This is a genomic window from Henriciella pelagia, from assembly GCF_002088945.1.
Taxonomy (GTDB): domain Bacteria; phylum Pseudomonadota; class Alphaproteobacteria; order Caulobacterales; family Hyphomonadaceae; genus Henriciella; species Henriciella pelagia.
Genome location: NZ_NCSU01000015.1, coordinates 67,447 through 82,251, shown reverse-complemented (window position 1 = coordinate 82,251; position 14,805 = coordinate 67,447). Strand labels below are relative to the sequence as shown.

16 protein-coding genes are annotated in these 14,805 nt (G+C 61.7%); 13 read left to right on the top strand and 3 right to left on the bottom strand.

What is annotated here, in order from left to right:
• Complete coding sequence (locus tag B8746_RS14985; protein ID WP_084394517.1) at positions 1-990, bottom strand: AAA family ATPase; 990 nt, start codon at positions 988-990, stop codon at positions 1-3.
• Between the two features lie 67 nt (positions 991-1,057).
• Between B8746_RS14985 and B8746_RS14980 the strand changes: the two genes are divergently transcribed.
• From B8746_RS14980 to B8746_RS14955, 6 genes are read left to right on the top strand one after another with little or no spacing between them, the layout of a single operon-like run.
• Positions 1,058-1,648, top strand: coding sequence for a DUF1285 domain-containing protein (locus B8746_RS14980; RefSeq protein WP_233124358.1), 591 nt, complete (start codon positions 1,058-1,060; stop codon positions 1,646-1,648).
• Positions 1,649-1,664: 16 nt separating this feature from the next.
• Complete coding sequence (locus tag B8746_RS14975) at positions 1,665-2,300, top strand: CoA pyrophosphatase (protein WP_084394515.1); 636 nt, start codon at positions 1,665-1,667, stop codon at positions 2,298-2,300.
• Positions 2,297-2,737 (top strand): DUF6111 family protein, encoded by a 441-nt coding sequence (locus B8746_RS14970; protein WP_084394514.1) that lies wholly within the window; start codon positions 2,297-2,299, stop codon positions 2,735-2,737. Before B8746_RS14975 ends, B8746_RS14970 begins: the two co-directional genes overlap by 4 nt.
• Complete coding sequence (locus tag B8746_RS14965) at positions 2,734-3,930, top strand: CCA tRNA nucleotidyltransferase (protein WP_084394513.1); 1,197 nt, start codon at positions 2,734-2,736, stop codon at positions 3,928-3,930. Before B8746_RS14970 ends, B8746_RS14965 begins: the two co-directional genes overlap by 4 nt.
• Positions 3,931-3,984: 54 nt before the next feature.
• Positions 3,985-4,278 (top strand): AbrB/MazE/SpoVT family DNA-binding domain-containing protein, encoded by a 294-nt coding sequence (locus tag B8746_RS14960; protein ID WP_233124356.1) that lies wholly within the window; start codon positions 3,985-3,987, stop codon positions 4,276-4,278.
• Positions 4,275-4,661, top strand: a complete 387-nt coding sequence (locus B8746_RS14955) for a type II toxin-antitoxin system death-on-curing family toxin (RefSeq protein ID WP_084394512.1) — start codon at positions 4,275-4,277, stop codon at positions 4,659-4,661. Before B8746_RS14960 ends, B8746_RS14955 begins: the two co-directional genes overlap by 4 nt.
• A 4-nt stretch (positions 4,662-4,665) precedes the next feature.
• Here B8746_RS14955 and hemF read toward each other — a convergent pair whose 3' ends face one another.
• Positions 4,666-5,550 carry an oxygen-dependent coproporphyrinogen oxidase gene (gene hemF, locus B8746_RS14950; RefSeq protein WP_084394511.1) on the bottom strand — a complete coding sequence of 295 codons (885 nt, stop codon included), beginning with the start codon at positions 5,548-5,550 and terminating at the stop codon, positions 4,666-4,668.
• Between the two features lie 268 nt (positions 5,551-5,818).
• Between hemF and petA the strand changes: the two genes are divergently transcribed.
• Genes petA through B8746_RS14935 form a run of 3 tightly spaced genes read left to right on the top strand, consistent with a single transcriptional unit; the run spans position 5,819 to position 8,881 of the window.
• The gene (petA, locus tag B8746_RS14945) at positions 5,819-6,394 is read left to right on the top strand and encodes a ubiquinol-cytochrome c reductase iron-sulfur subunit (RefSeq protein WP_095380899.1); all 576 of its coding nucleotides are present in this window, start codon (positions 5,819-5,821) and stop codon (positions 6,392-6,394) included.
• A gap of 18 nt (positions 6,395-6,412) precedes the next feature.
• Entirely contained in the window at positions 6,413-7,870 is a 1,458-nt protein-coding gene (locus B8746_RS14940) for a cytochrome b (RefSeq protein ID WP_084394510.1), read from the top strand.
• Between the two features lie 12 nt (positions 7,871-7,882).
• The gene (locus B8746_RS14935) at positions 7,883-8,881 is read left to right on the top strand and encodes a cytochrome c1 (protein WP_084394509.1); all 999 of its coding nucleotides are present in this window, start codon (positions 7,883-7,885) and stop codon (positions 8,879-8,881) included.
• 224 nt (positions 8,882-9,105) lie between these two features.
• Here B8746_RS14935 and B8746_RS14930 read toward each other — a convergent pair whose 3' ends face one another.
• The gene (locus B8746_RS14930) at positions 9,106-9,915 is read right to left on the bottom strand and encodes a DUF1206 domain-containing protein (protein WP_084394508.1); all 810 of its coding nucleotides are present in this window, start codon (positions 9,913-9,915) and stop codon (positions 9,106-9,108) included.
• Between the two features lie 115 nt (positions 9,916-10,030).
• On the opposite strand from B8746_RS14930, the gene B8746_RS14925 reads away from it, so the two are divergent.
• The 4 genes from B8746_RS14925 to B8746_RS14910 all read left to right on the top strand — a co-directional run bounded on the left by B8746_RS14925 (position 10,031) and on the right by B8746_RS14910 (position 14,756).
• Complete coding sequence (locus tag B8746_RS14925; protein WP_084394507.1) at positions 10,031-10,903, top strand: S-methyl-5'-thioadenosine phosphorylase; 873 nt, start codon at positions 10,031-10,033, stop codon at positions 10,901-10,903.
• Between the two features lie 109 nt (positions 10,904-11,012).
• Positions 11,013-12,242: a hypothetical protein gene (locus tag B8746_RS14920; protein ID WP_143434620.1), complete on the top strand. Its 1,230-nt coding sequence runs from the start codon at positions 11,013-11,015 to the stop codon at positions 12,240-12,242.
• Positions 12,243-12,252: 10 nt separating this feature from the next.
• The gene (locus B8746_RS14915; protein ID WP_267905918.1) at positions 12,253-12,780 is read left to right on the top strand and encodes an adenine phosphoribosyltransferase; all 528 of its coding nucleotides are present in this window, start codon (positions 12,253-12,255) and stop codon (positions 12,778-12,780) included.
• Positions 12,781-12,800: 20 nt separating this feature from the next.
• Positions 12,801-14,756, top strand: a complete 1,956-nt coding sequence (locus B8746_RS14910; RefSeq protein WP_084394504.1) for a hypothetical protein — start codon at positions 12,801-12,803, stop codon at positions 14,754-14,756.
• Positions 14,757-14,805 lie beyond the last annotated feature (49 nt).

Genomic DNA, 14,805 nt, shown 5'->3' with positions numbered 1-14,805 from the left:
TCAGGCAGGGGCCCTCGCAAGGTCTCCGATGAGGTCACGAAGGGGCGGGGCCTGTCCGGTCGGGTCGTAGCGCATGGCCATGCGGTGGCCGAGGCAGGGTTCTGCCAACGCCTCGACATCTTCCAGCGAAGGCGAGAGACGGCCGCGCAGGAGCGCACGGGCGCGGCAGGCGAGCATGAGGGCCTGACCGGCGCGCGGGGATGGCCCCCAGTCGACGAAGCGTTTGACGCGGTCATCGGAGGTCTGTTCGGGACGGGCTTCGCGTACGGTGGCGAGGATGGCGGCGAGGACTTTCTCACCGACGGGCATCTGGCGAACAAGGGTCTGCAGCTTCATCAGCTCTTCGGCGGTGAGCGCAGCCTCGACCTTCGCATCGCCGAGGCCCGTCGTCTCGATAAGGATTTTACGTTCGGTATCGACATCGGGATAGGACACATCGATCTTCAGGAGGAAGCGGTCGAGCTGGGCTTCGGGCAGCGGATAGGTGCCTTCCTGTTCAATCGGGTTCTGTGTGGCGAGGACGTGGAAGGGCGCGGGAAGGTCATAACGCACGCCCGCAACGGTGACATGGCGTTCCTGCATGGCCTGGAGGAGGGCAGACTGGGTGCGGGGGGAGGCGCGGTTGATTTCGTCCGCCATTAGCAGCTGGGTGAAGATCGGGCCCTTGATGAAGCGGAAGCTGCGCTCACCAGAGGCGCTTTCGTCCAGCACTTCGGAGCCGAGAATGTCCGATGGCATAAGGTCTGGCGTGAACTGGATGCGGGCCGAATCAAGGCCGAGCGCAGTCCCCAGCGCCTCGACGAGGCGGGTCTTTGCCAGGCCGGGTGCGCCGATCAGCAGCGCGTGGCCACCTGCGAGAATGGCCGAGAGGGCAAGCTCGATGACGCGCTCCTGGCCGAAAATGGCTTTCGCGATCTCGTCCTTGACCCTGGCAAGGGTTTCGCCGGCTGCTTCTGCGTCCTGTACAATTGCCTGATTGTCGTCTGCCATGAGGTCTCCGTCTTCACTCCCGGGTACATGAGACTTACGTCTAGGCAAAATCATGGCGGAGCGCGACGTGAAATCCAATCAAAACACTGCAATCAGCCTCGACGACCTGCTGAAACAGATCGCACCGGACCCGTCAGGGCGCAAATTGCCGCCCGTGGACGCATGGAGTCCGGAACGTTCAACCGATATCGACATGGAAATCCGAGCCGATGGCAGCTGGTGGCATGAAGGCGGCCAGATCAAGCGTGAAAAGCTGGTGAAGCTGTTCTCGACAATCCTGCGACGCGATGCGGATGGCTCATTCTGGCTGGTCACCCCGTATGAAAAAGTCGTCGTGCATGTCGAGGATGCGCCTTTCATGGCGGTGCGGGTGGACGTGGCAGGCGAGCGCGGCCGGGACCAGCAGATCGTTATGAAGACGAATCTCGGCGATGTCGTAGTGGTCGGGCCGGATCATCCCTTGCGGGTGGAAACCGACCCGGAGACGCTCGAGCCATCACCCTATGTGTTTGTGCGCGGCCGGCTGGAGGCGAAGCTGACGCGGCCGGCTTTCTACGAACTGGCAGAGCTGGCTGAGCCCGCGCCGGATGGCGACGAAGAGCGGCTTGGGGTCTGGTCTCAGGGCGCGTTTTATGATCTTGGGCCTGCCGGCACTTAAGTGAGACGTTGACGGCATGGCCTTTATCGACCTCGAAGACTTCCTCGCGCGCGCCCGCCTGCGGCTCGACAGCGTGACCGGCAAGGAGCGCCTTGCCGAAGGCGGCGATATCGAGCTGCTGGATGCGGCCGGGATCGAGAATATCCGCCGCGCCGCCGTGCTGGTGCCGATCATTCCGCGCGCCGAGGGGCCGACGACGCTGTTGACGCACCGGCCCGATACAATGCCGACGCATGCCGGGCAGGTCGCGTTTCCGGGGGGCAAGGTTGACCCTGCCGATGCCGATGAAATCGAGGCTGCCGTACGCGAGGCGCATGAAGAGGTTGGCGTCGAGCCAGACAGTGTGGAGCTGATTGCGCGCGGTGCGCCCTATCTCACTGGCACGGCGTTCCGCATTGTTCCGGTCATTGCGGTGCTGCCGGCAGACTTTGTCGCGAAGCCCGACCCGACCGAAGTTGCCGACGTGTTCGAGACACCGCTCGCCTTCCTGATGGATGGTGCGAACCATCATCGCCGGTCCACGGTCTGGCACGGCGTGGAACGCGACTATTATGAGATGCCATATGAGGGCCACAGGATCTGGGGCGTGACGGCGGGGATCATCCGCGCTTTATATGAACGCCTATATGATTCGGGGGAGAGAGCCGCGTGACCTACAGGCTGATATTCGAACTGGTCATTTTCCTGACGCCATTCATCGCGTTCGGGCTGTACCGGCTGGCGCGGCAGGAAGCGATCGAGGAGGGCAAGAAGCCCTGGCCGATCACCATCCTTTTCATCGTCGGCGCGGCTTTCGCGATCCTGGCCTGGGTGATCCTGATCTTTCTCGACCGTGGCAGCGGTCAAACCTGCTACGAACCGCGCAGGCTGGTCGATGGCAGGATGGTCGGCGGCGAGGAAGTTCCGTGCCCGAAGGAGAAATCCGATCTCGGCATTCCGGCCAGCACAGACCCCGGCAGCCGGGCGCATGGCCTCGGCGAGACCGATCCGGCAGGACCAGGGACGCCCGCAGGCCCGCTTGAAGCGCGGCCGGAGGATGATCCGCCGGCGTCCGATACCTTGCCCGACGACCCAGACCTTCCAGAATGAAGACGATTGCAGACGCAGACTGGCTGAAAGCAGCCGAGACACGTGCCGTCATGGACGCGCTCGACGCGAGCTGGGCGGGCGGCTCGCGCTTTGTCGGCGGCTGCGTGCGCAATACGCTGATGGGCCGACCGGTGGACGATATCGACATCGCCACACAACTGGAACCGAGCGAGGTCTTGGAAGCGCTGGAGACGGCGCGCATCCGGGCGATCCCGACCGGCATCGATCACGGCACGGTCACCGCAGTTGTCAACAGCAAGCCGTTCGAGATCACGACGCTGCGCCGTGACGTGGAGACCGATGGCAGGCGCGCGGTCGTGGCGTTCACCCAGGACTGGGCCGAAGATGCCGGGCGGCGCGATTTCCGGCTGAACGCGATCTATGCGGACGCCACGGGCGCGCTGTATGACCCGACGGGCGGCGGCATAGAGGACGCATCGACCGGAGCCGTCATCTTTATTGGCGACGGCGATGAACGGCTGAAAGAGGACTATCTTCGCATCCTGCGCTTCTTCCGGTTCAATGCCTGGTATGGCGCGGGGATAGACGAGCAAGGCCTTGCCGCCTGCGAGCGCCAGAAGGATGGGCTGAAACAGATTGCTGTTGAGCGGATCTGGAAGGAGTTTCACAAGCTGCTCGCTGCGCCCGATCCCTCTATTGCTGTCGAAGCAATGCTGAAAAGCGGTGTGCTCGCCATCATCGCGCCGGAGGCGACCATGGTGGAGGGGCTCTACGACCTGCGCGTCACCGAAGCACTGGTCAGGGCGAAACCTGATCCGATGCTGCGCCTGATGTCTCTCATTCCATGCAGCGCGGCGGCCGTGATGGCGGTGTCGAAACGTTTGCGCATGTCAAATGCCGAGACCGAGCGCATCAGCCGCTGGGCCGCAGACAATCTGCCGGACCCGACGGCGTTCAATGGCCGGGAACTGAGGAAGGCACTCTACTGGCACGGCGCGCAGGCCGTGGCGGACCGGGCGATGCTGTCGGGCAAGGATGTGCGCGATCTCATTCATGCGATCCTGGCGTGGAAGCGGCCGGAGTTTTCGGTTGGCGGCGACGATGCGCTGGCGGTGGGGCTCACCGGACCTGCGGTCGGCCAAGCGCTGCGGACCCTCGAGGAATGGTGGATCGAGCAGGATTTCCAGCCGGATCGGGATGAGCTGCTGGCGCGGTTGGCCGAGCTGGATTGATTGCGCGCGGCCGGCGAGCATGTTATAACTCATGTTGTAACGATGGAGCGCGCGATGACCGACCGCGAAAAGGACAAGGGCATGAAGGAAGCGGGCACTGCGCCGCTTCACCCGACAATGAATGCGAGCATGAAAGTTCGCAAGATCGGAAACTCGCTTGGTGTCATTCTGCCCAAGGACGTGCTCGCCATGCTTGGTGTCGACGAGGGCGACTCGATTGACGCGGTCCGGTTGCCAGACGGCCGGATTGAGCTCGTCGTGGTCGACCGGGAAGCGGATGATCTGATGGCGATGGCCGAGGATATCATGGCCGAGAACCGGGCTGTGCTGCGGGCGCTTGCCAAATGAGTGAGCCGAGATGGCTCGACAAGTCGTTCATTCTGAGAGTCCATGAGCGCCAGCTTGAACTGCATGGCGGTGCAACAGGCCTGCGGGATGAAGGATTGCTGGACAGTGCCCTTGCGCGGGCGCTGAACGCCTTCGGCTATGGCGAAAGTGACATTTGCATGCTCGGCGCGCTTTACGGGGCGGGCATCATCCAGAACCATCCTTTCGTGGATGGGAATAAGCGCACAGGCTATGTCGCTTGCCTGACCTTCCTGCGGGCGAACGGCCTCGTGCTAACTGCGCCGATGGCGGACCGGTTAGCCTGGACGCTTATGCTGGCGGCGGGCGAGATCGGGCCGGAAGTCTACGCTCAGTGGCTGCGGGAGAATACCGCGCCGGTCTGATGCCTTAAGGCCACTTCACCACGGGTGGCATGGAGGAGAGGATGGAGTTTACATTGCCGCCGGTCTTCAGGCCGAAAGTCGTGCCGCGGTCATAAAGCAGGTTGAACTCGACATAGCGGCCACGGCGGATGAGCTGTTCCTCGCGCTCCTCAGGCGTCCAGCTTTCCACCATGCGGCGGCGGACAAGCTCAGGGTAAATGTCTGCGAAAGTGCGGCCGACATCCTGGGTGAAGGCGAAGTCGGCATCCCAGTCGCCGGTATTGTGGCGGTCATAGAAGATGCCGCCCGTGCCGCGAGGTTCGCCGCGGTGGGCGAGGTGGAAGTATTCGTCGCACTGGCGTTTCATGCGCGGATAGTATTCCGGATCATGCCGGTCGCAGCAGGCCTTGAAGGCGGCGTGGAAGTCGAGGGTGTCGGGAAAGTCGTCCTGGCGCTGATCGTCGAGCAGGGGGGTGAGGTCGCCGCCGCCGCCGAACCAGCTCTCGGAGGTGACGAGCATGCGCGTGTTCATGTGGACCGCTGGCACGCGCGGGCTGTGCATGTGCGCGATGAGCGAGATGCCGGACGCCCAGAACTTGCCGCCGGACTTGTCGGCGCCGGGGATCTGCGCGGCGAAGGCTTCGGAAAAGCTGCCATAGACGCAGGAAACGTGGACGCCGACCTTCTCGAAGAGCTTGCCCTTCATGATCGCCATCGTGCCGCCGCCAAGGTCTTCTGAGCCATCGCCGCGGGTCCAGGGCGTCTTTTCGAACGTCCCCGGCTCACCCTTGTAGAGCGGCGACCGGGCTTCGCGTTCGAGCGCTTCGAACCGCGACATGATGTCGGCCTGAAGTGATTCGAACCAGGCTTTTGCCTTCGTCTTGCGGGTTTCCAGCAAGGTGTCTGACATGTAAATCTCCCGTTTGACTGGCGCCACACAGCCCAAGCCGGCCTTTTGCGTAATACGTAATGTTCCTAATGCTGCTGCTGTGACATGCAAATTCAGCTTACATGGCGTCTTAGCGCCGCAGGGCTACATGCGCGGCTTGCAATGGCGGGACGGGCGCGCTAACCGCTGCGACTGAACATGCGGGGGAGGTCTGTTTTGCGGCGTTGCGCCGCAATGATTTCTCGCCCCGTTAATGTATGCAGTCGGAGAAATCCTTGACCAGAGGACGATGAGAGTGAGCGACGCGCAAAATACGACACATGAAGCGATCGATGAGGATCGCCGCGATTTTATCCACATCGCCACGGCGGCGACCGCTGTGGCCGGTGCAGGCGCACTGGCATATGTGTTCGTCGACCAGATGAACGCAGCGAGTGACACCAAAGCGGCGTCGAGCCTCGAAGTAGATGTGTCCAAGGTTCCGCTGGGCGGCGAGATTCGCGTCCTGATCGGCGGCAAGCCCTTCTTCATCCGTCACCGGACGCAAGCCGAGATTTCGGCCGCAGAAAGTGTCGATGTCAGCACGCTTCCCGACCCGCAAACCGATGATGAGCGCCTGCGTCCGCTGCCTGATGGCGAGTATAACCGCGCCATCCTGGTAACGTCAGGCAGCTGTACGCACCTTGGCTGCGTCCCCGTTGGCCCCGCGCAGGGCAATACGGGCGATTTTGGTGGCTGGTACTGCCCATGCCACGGCTCTCACTATGATACGTCCGGCCGCATCCGGCGTGGTCCTGCACCGTCGAACCTGCCGGTGCCTGACTATCGCTATGTCAGCCCGACCGTCATCAATATTTCGCTTTAAGAGAGGACGGACGACACGATGAGCGGACACCCCTCAACATACGAGCCGAAAACCGGTTTCACGAAATGGCTCGATTCGCGCCTGCCGATCGTTCGGCTCGCCTATGACAGCTTTGTCGACTTCCCGACGCCCAAGAACCTGAATTACTGGTGGACCTTTGGCGGTATCCTCGCTGTCTGCCTGATGACGCAGATCCTGACGGGTGTCGTCCTGGCCATGCACTACACGCCGACCGTCGATGGCGCCTTCGCCTCGGTCGAGCGCATTATGCGCGACGTGCCTTATGGCTGGCTGATCCGCTACATCCACGCCAATGGCGCGTCGATGTTCTTCCTCGCCGTCTACATCCACATGGTTCGCGGCCTGTATTACGGCTCCTACAAGGCGCCGCGCGAAGTGCTGTGGATCCTTGGCTGTGTGATCTTCCTGCTGATGATGGGCACCGCCTTCCTCGGTTATGTGCTGCCTTGGGGCCAGATGTCGTATCACGGCGCGAACGTGATCACCGGTCTTATCGGTGCGGTTCCGGTCGTTGGTGACAGCATCAAGGCCTGGCTGATGGGCGGACCGTCAATCGGTAACCAGACCATTCAGCGCTTCTTCTCGCTGCACTACCTGCTGCCATTCATGATTGCGGGTGTTGTCATCCTGCACATCTGGGCGCTTCACGTTCCTGGCAACAATAACCCGACCGGCGTTGAAGCCCGCAAGGACAAGGAAGGGCTGAAGAAGGACACGGTTCCTTTCCACCCTTACTACACGATCAAGGACGCGTTCGCGATTGTCGTCTTCCTGATCATCTTTGCTGCTTTCGTCTTCTACGCACCGAACGTTCTCGGCCACGCCGACAACTATATCGAGGCCAACCCGCTGGTGACGCCAGCGCACATCGTGCCGGAGTGGTACCTGCTGCCATTCTACGCGATCCTGCGCGCCATCACCTTCAATATCGGCCCGATCGATGCGAAGCTCCTTGGTGTCATCGCGATGTTCGGTTCGATTGCGATCCTGTTCGTCCTGCCATGGCTCGACACCTCCAAGGTCCGGTCGATGCGCTATCGCCCGATTGCGCGCCAGTTCTTCTTCGGTTTCGTGGTCGCTGGCCTGCTTCTCGGCTGGTGCGGTGCGTCCAATCCGGATGATCCGATCATCCCGATGGGTGAAGACCAGCTTGTCGTCACCTACACCGACGCGAACGGCCTTCAGGCAACGCAGACCTATGAAGAGTACGAACCTGCTGCGGAATTCCGCGACAGCCGTATCGAGGCTGGCCAGGAAGCAACGATTGCGATCAAGAAGGCTCCGGCTTTCCGCTTCGTGCACCTCGCCCAAATCCTGACGCTGTACTATTTCGCCTACTTCCTGGTGATCCTGCCGCTGCTCGGCCTGCGCGAGAAGCCAAAGGACGAGCCTGCGTCTATCCACAAAGCTGTGCTCGGTAACAAAGACCGCGCCGCTCCGGCCCCAGCTGAATAAGAGGTCTAGGACATGAACTTCCTTCGTTTCGTTTCCGCTGGACTGGGTGCAATTGCCGTTGTTGCAAGCGCCAATGCCGCCGGCGGCGCCCTTCACGCGCATGGCCCTGAAGAGGGCTGGGCTTTCGAAGGCCCGCTTGGCCAGCTGGACATGGAAAGTGTCCAGCGCGGCTATCAGGTCTACCGCGAAGTCTGCGCATCCTGCCACTCCATGCGGATGCTGAGCTATCGTAACCTCGGCGAGCCAGGCGGCCCGTTCTATGATCCGGAATATCCGAACGCGAACGACAATCCGCTGGTGAAATCCTTCGCCGCGATGGACGAGATCCTCGACACCGAACCGAACGATGTCGGCGATTACGACTATCGTCCGGCCCGCACGTCCGACACGTTCAAGGCACCATACCCGAACGCCAATGCGGCCCGCGCGGCCAATGGCGGGGCGCTGCCGCCGGACCTTTCCGTCATCACCAAGGCCCGCCATGGCGGTGCGAGCTATATCTACAGCCTGATGACGGGCTATCCGTCTGAGGAGGCGATCTCGACCGTCGAGATCGAAGCTGAAGTGGAAGCCCCGGCCGAGGGCGAGGAAGCCGCGGCCCCTGCTGGCCCGACGACCGAAACGCTGATCGACCCATCGCGCATAGAAGCGCTGTCGCATGGCGACCATCACTATGAAGGTACGCTCGTCCAGCCGGTTGGCCAGTACTACAATCCGTATATGGCGGGTGATACCACCGCCCAGTGGCGCGGTGATCCACGTCACGCCCCTCCAGGTGGCTTCCTGGCAATGCCGCCGCAGCTGACCGACGGCCGCGTGTCCTATCTTGATGGCACAGAAGCCACGGTCGAGCAGATGGCGAAAGATGTCGCAAACTTCCTGCAATGGGCTGGTGAGCCGAAGCAGAGCCAGCGCAAGTCCACCGGTCTTGCCGCGCTGATCTATCTTGTCATCCTGGCCGTGCTGCTCTGGTTCTCTTTCCACCGCATCTGGCGGAAAGTGGATCACTAGGCTTTTGCCGCTGATTTAATGAGGAGAATGCCGTCCCGAAGGGGCGGCATTTTTCGTTTGATGCGTATCTGGACAGCCAAAGCTCAGGTGTTTCCCACGGCTTGTCCGTGCGATCCATCAATTCCGTTGCGTTGAAACTTACCGTTTGAAGATGGTCACCACGGACTAGCCGTGGTGAACCCTATCAATCGCACAGATGATAATGCCGGGATGATTGGAACCGATCAGTCTTCCGGGAAGCGGTAGCGTAGCGACTGCACGCCGGAATAGATGCCATAGACGCCGATGGCGAGGGCGGAGGCGATGAACAGCCACAGGCCGAAGGGCTGCCAGCGGATCCAGCCGAGCGTCGAGGCGAGGCCCTTGATGTCTGAGGGGTCTGCCGTCCAGCCGCCAATGGCGAGGAACAGGCCGACCAGGATGAACAGGATGCCGCGTCCGGCAATGCCGAGCGAGATCATTGAGGTCAGTCTGGATGCCCAGCCTGACAAGTCGATATTCTTCTTCCACTGACCCGATCGCGCGCGCCACATCTGCGCGCCGCCAATGCCGATCAGCGCGAGGCCGGCGAGCATGACCAGCCAGCTTCCGAAGGGCTGCTGCATCAGCCATTTCATGGACTCTTCTGTCTTGCCACCGCCGCCTCCTTCATTTGAGCCGAATGTGACTGAAATCGCTGCAATACCGACGAGCAGATAGCTGATGCCCGACGACGCCATTCCAGCGCGGGCGAGGATGCCTTTTGCGTCAGTGCCGTGGTCCTCAGGATCAAGAATAGCCTGCTGAAAACGCCAGAGGGCGTAGAGAAAGAGGCCAATCCCGACGGCGACGAGGATGGCGCGTCCGGCGGCGGCCGTCTCGATCGCCCTGAAGGCATCGCCCGGGCTTGCGCCATTGTCGGGCTTTGAAGTGATGGCCGAGTCTATCAGGACTGCCGCAATGGCGAGATAAACGAAGGCGCGTGCGCCAAGTCCGACCCGGGCAAGGATTGGGATGGCGGGGTCAGTTATGTCCGATAGTTCAGTCGTGCTCATCCATCAAAGACGTTTCGCGGGAGGGGGCGGTTCCCGCAATCTGGTCACGCAGACTTGATTTCACCTGCGGCGACTGCTTCAGCCACATGCTGGAAAGTGCAGGAGAAGCAGCGATATGGGCGGTTGGACGATTGGCGTTATCGGCGGGTCGGGGCTGTATGAGATAGACGGGCTGGGCGATGCTGAACCGGTCACGGTGGAGACGCCGTGGGGCGCGCCATCCGATACGCTGGTGCGTGGCACGATTGGCGATGTGACGCTGGTCTTCCTGCCACGGCATGGCAAGGGTCATCGCCTCACGCCCACAGACGTTCCGTACCGGGCGAATATTGACGCGCTGAAGCGGCTCGGCTGCAGCGATGTGCTGTCGATTTCGGCATGCGGTTCGTTGAAGGAGCAGTATGCGCCCGGCGATTTTGTGATGGTCGACCAGTTCATTGACCGCACCTTTGCGCGCAACAAGACGTTTTTCGGGCCGGGCATGGTGGCGCATGTGTCGATGGCCGAGCCGGTCTGCTCGAGGCTTTCGGGACTGGCCGGCGATGCGGCTGCATCGATTGGCGCGGCCGTGCATCGCGGCGGGACCTATCTCGCGATGGAGGGCCCGCAATTTTCCTCGCGCGCTGAGAGCCATCTCTATCGCCAATGGGGCTGTGACGTCATCGGCATGACGAACATGCCGGAAGCCAAGCTCGCGCGGGAAGCAGAGTTGCCCTATGCGACCATTGCCATGGTCACCGATTATGACTGCTGGCGCGATGACAGCGAGGCGGTGTCGGTCAGCAATGTGCTCGAAGTCATAAAAAATAATACAGACAAGGCGAAGAAGACGCTGCTGGCACTTGTCGAGAACCTTCAGGGGACGACGCGCACGCCATCGCCGCAGGGGATCGAAACCTGCCTCGATTTCGCAATGATAACAGCGCCGACGGCGCGCGACCCGGCGCTGCTGGCAAAGCTTGATGCGGTTGCCGGGCGGGTGCTCTGAGCGGTCCGTGTGACGTCAAACCCGCAGTCGGGACGAGGCGTAAAGACATTTGTCGACGCATGAGTCTGCATTTGCTAAGCTTCCGTTAATGCAACTTGGGTGAGGTCGCATGAACGGGACGTACTTTGAAACTTTCATGGTTGGAGGGCTGGCGCTCATGGTCGCCGCGGCCCTGTCGATTGCCTGGCTGCTCTGGCGTCAGGATGACATTCGCCGTGAGGCTGTCGGGCTGGCGCTGGAAGGCATCGGCCACGAGTTTCGCTTCAACATGTTTCAGATGGTCCGCGAGATCAACGACGTCGAAAGCGGCATGATCCGCCTGCCGATTGACTTGCCGACGCTCGCCCATCCGCAGCTGGACGCCGTGCTCGGCGAGCTGGTCGCGACTGACAAGCGTGCGCTGGCGGCGATACAGGCGACCTATCAGGCGCTCGAGGCGCGCAAGCGCAGGGTTCGCATGCAGCTTGGCGACGGGGCGGTCGATCCTGAAGAACTGGACGCACTGAAGCAGGCCACCGTGCACGGCATTTCCACGCTCTATCTCTGGGAGGACCATGAAGGGGCGCCACCAGAGAAAGCCCGCTCAACCCGCAGCTGGTGGGTGCGCGACTGGATGAAGGCACATGGCTTTACGCAGGACCTGCTATCCGGCCTCGCCCTGCGCGATGCCGTGGTGGAGGATCTCCGCGACAATGGCATGGTGCTGACGCCGAAACCGCTGACGCTGACCGCGCACGATTATTATTCGCGCCATTACGATCGCAAGGCCGATCCGCGCGGCGTGTTCGGCAAGCGCCGCTTCCGCAAGAAGGACGCGGCGGCTGAAGCGGGCGCCGATGAGGGGTTTGACGAGGCCGAGGAGTATACATCGGCCGATACGGCGCTCGCTGCCGCACCAGCCGCAGCGGCGGCGGTCGCTGCCTCCAGCGCCAGCCAGGAAGCGGCTGACGAGGCACCCTATGAGGCCGATATCGCGGTGAAGGATGATCGCGCCAGCGAGGTCGAGCCGGCAGGTGAGGCAGATGAGCTCGCGGACGAAAACAGCTTCTCCGATGAAGCAGAAGCCGATCCGGCCTTCGCCGATGCCGATGACGCGGAGGAAGACACTGAAGAGGAAGCAGAGGCGGCTGAAGAGGCGGATGAGCCGGATGTGACCCCTGAGGTTGCAGCCGCGGCCGCCGTGCCGTCCGGCCAGCCTGCAGACGATCCGTTCGCGGTGCTCAACTCTGCCGATCTCAGCGCGTTCGAGCCGGACCCGGAAACGGGAAAGCTCAGCGATGATGTTCCCGGTGAGGATGAAGAGCCCAAACCGCCCAAACCCGCCGACGCGGCTGAGTAACGACACCTGCGTGGATTACAAGGCCAGGATCCGGACCATTCCCGATTACCCTGCCCAGGGGATCATGTTTCGCGATGTCACCACGCTTATGAGCGATGCGGAAGCGTTTGCGGCAGCCATCGAGGATCTGTGCCGCCCTTACGAGGCGGCGGGCATCGCCAAGGTTGCGGGCATCGATGCGCGTGGTTTCATCCTGGGCGGTGCGATGGCTGTCCGGCTTGGGGCAGGCTTCCTGCCGCTGCGAAAGCCGGGAAAGCTGCCCTATGAGACGTGGAGCGAGTCCTATGAGCTGGAATATGGAAGCGACGCCCTGCACATGCATGTCGATGGCGTCTCAGAGGGCGAGAAAACCGTGCTGGTCGACGACCTGATCGCGACGGGCGGAACCGCTGAAGCGGGTGTCAAACTGCTGCGCCGGGGCGGAGCGGACATCGTCGCGGCGGTCTTCCTGGTAGATTTGCCTGATCTGCGCGGGGCAAACCGGATACGAAAACTCGGCATCGAGGTGCGGTCACTCATCGCATTTGAAGGCCACTAGACGATCAAGGACCAAAGATCATGAAGCTTGTTACCTTTGTATCGACACTCGCATTGGCTGGCGCCCTGGTCGCTTGTGGCAAGGAAGAGCCGCCGCCACTGCCGGAAACGCCGGAATTCAATGGCGAGACGCCGCGGATTGCCGGGGACGGACCGAGCATTGAAGAAACCGTCGCGGCCTTCCAGGCCTTTGCCGATGAAGCCTTTTCGCTCGAAGGCGGGACAGAGGCCGGTTTCGATGCGCTGAACGGCGCGCTGCCGGAGCTTGTGTCGGTCTCCTATGACGCAAAATCCTTCAATGCTGACAGTGGGGCGACCGAATTCGACGGCCTTGCCATCACGATCAATACAGAGCCGGCCTTTGGCCTTCGCGCCGCAGAAGCGCGCCTCTGGGGCTTTGATGAAGACTTTCTGGTGGCCCGGCTCGGCGGCGAGCGGCTCGATGAAAGCAGCAAGCTGTTCGACCGGCTCGAAGCCGAGACGATCAGCTATTTCGGGGTCGCCAATGCGGTGAACACGCTGTTCGAGGCATTCGTGACCTCGATTGAAGATGAAGAGGCTGCGCAGGATGTCGATCTTGCCATCGACAAATTCGATGTCACGGCGGAGCGTATGGTGGTGAGCAGCCTCAATTTGCGTCCCTTCGAATTCGCTCCGGCCCCCGACAGCCTCTATGACTTCATGGACGTGCCGGAAGAAGAGCGCGGCAATGCCCGCAAGGCGGTTGAACTCGTCCAGCAGGTGCTGGCCGTTTCCCGCACCATCAGCATCGATGATGCCGTCATGTATGACGCCAAGGTCAATCTCGACATCATGCAGGGCAGTGACGAACTGGACATCGACCAGTCCATTCAGGCCACGATTGGCTTTTATGGCTATGAAGACCTGAGCGGACTCGATATCGGGCGGGCGATTGCCTACGACGTGCGCCAGGCTCAGGGCATGACCTTCGACGATGAGGGCAGCGAGCTGGAAGAGGTGGGCTATCCAGACGGGATCAGCTACCGCCAGGAAGAAACCATGCAGTTCTTCTCCTATGAGGGGCTGAAGATGGACAAGCTGGCCGGGTTCCTGGCGCGCGGCGAGTTTCCCGGCATGGACCAGAAGGATCTGCTGAGCCTCGGCAAATGGACGACGCGCGATTACACGCTGAAGCTGAATGATGGCGATGTCTTCAAGGCAGACCGGGTCAATTTCGATGGTGAGCAGTTCAGCTGGTTCATCCCGAACAAGCTGGAGCTCGACATTGAGGGCGCAGCAATCGGCGTACAGGAAATTGGCGAACTGGCGCTCGGCTTCCTTCCCACAGAACCGGAAGAAGATTCCGAGGCGGCTGGCGTCGTGATGGGACTCCAGACGGCAATCAGCAAGCTGGACGAACATGACCTTGATACAATCCCGTTCGACCTGAACTTTGCGGGCGAGTGGAATGATGACACCGGGGCGTTCGAAGTCCGGGCCAGTTCTGAATCTGACGGGTTTGGGGAAGGCGCGGGCTTTATCCGTCTGACGCTGCCGGACTATGACGCCGTGCGCACGGCGATGGAGGCCGAGGACAAGGAAGCAGCCTTCGAAGACGCCTTCGAGCAGTCTTTCGCACTGCGAGGCTTCCGCTTCTTCGAAAAGGATGATGGCGGCTATGACAAGCTGCTCGGCTTTGCCAGCGATATCGGCAAGCTCTATCCGAATGAGGGCTGGGGCGCGATGATTGGCAATATGGATGCGGTGCAGATGCGCCAGTTCATTGCCACGGGCATCCGGTCGGCCAAGGGCGCAGCATCCCAGCAACTACCGCAGGCGGCCGAGTGGCTGGAATCGATGGCGCTCTATTATGAGACGCCCGGCGGCAGCCTCGAATTCCTGTCCCAGCCGACGGTGACGATCGACATGGCATATATGGAGGTTGCCGATACCGGCCCTGATCCGCAGAAAATCGTCGATGATCTGGGCTTCTCCGTCACATATACACCGGAATAGGTGCCTGCGGCGCTTGACCCCGGCGCGGGCGCGCCTCACCTATGGCAAC

What these genes read in the sequence shown, in the direction of transcription:
- B8746_RS14965 (WP_084394513.1), top strand. Translation starts at nt 2,734, where the DNA reads ATGAAGACGATTGCAGACGCAGACTGGCTGAAAGCAGCCGAGACACGT.
- B8746_RS14955 (WP_084394512.1), top strand. Translation starts at nt 4,275, where the DNA reads ATGAGTGAGCCGAGATGGCTCGACAAGTCGTTCATTCTGAGAGTCCAT.
- B8746_RS14975 (WP_084394515.1), top strand. Translation starts at nt 1,665, where the DNA reads ATGGCCTTTATCGACCTCGAAGACTTCCTCGCGCGCGCCCGCCTGCGG.
- B8746_RS14935 (WP_084394509.1), top strand. Translation starts at nt 7,883, where the DNA reads ATGAACTTCCTTCGTTTCGTTTCCGCTGGACTGGGTGCAATTGCCGTT.
- B8746_RS14985 (WP_084394517.1), bottom strand. Translation starts at nt 990, where the DNA reads ATGGCAGACGACAATCAGGCAATTGTACAGGACGCAGAAGCAGCCGGC.
- B8746_RS14940 (WP_084394510.1), top strand. Translation starts at nt 6,413, where the DNA reads ATGAGCGGACACCCCTCAACATACGAGCCGAAAACCGGTTTCACGAAA.
- petA (WP_095380899.1), top strand. Translation starts at nt 5,819, where the DNA reads ATGAGAGTGAGCGACGCGCAAAATACGACACATGAAGCGATCGATGAG.
- B8746_RS14930 (WP_084394508.1), bottom strand. Translation starts at nt 9,915, where the DNA reads ATGAGCACGACTGAACTATCGGACATAACTGACCCCGCCATCCCAATC.
- B8746_RS14920 (WP_143434620.1), top strand. Translation starts at nt 11,013, where the DNA reads ATGAACGGGACGTACTTTGAAACTTTCATGGTTGGAGGGCTGGCGCTC.
- hemF (WP_084394511.1), bottom strand. Translation starts at nt 5,550, where the DNA reads ATGTCAGACACCTTGCTGGAAACCCGCAAGACGAAGGCAAAAGCCTGG.
- B8746_RS14925 (WP_084394507.1), top strand. Translation starts at nt 10,031, where the DNA reads ATGGGCGGTTGGACGATTGGCGTTATCGGCGGGTCGGGGCTGTATGAG.
- B8746_RS14960 (WP_233124356.1), top strand. Translation starts at nt 3,985, where the DNA reads ATGACCGACCGCGAAAAGGACAAGGGCATGAAGGAAGCGGGCACTGCG.
- B8746_RS14910 (WP_084394504.1), top strand. Translation starts at nt 12,801, where the DNA reads ATGAAGCTTGTTACCTTTGTATCGACACTCGCATTGGCTGGCGCCCTG.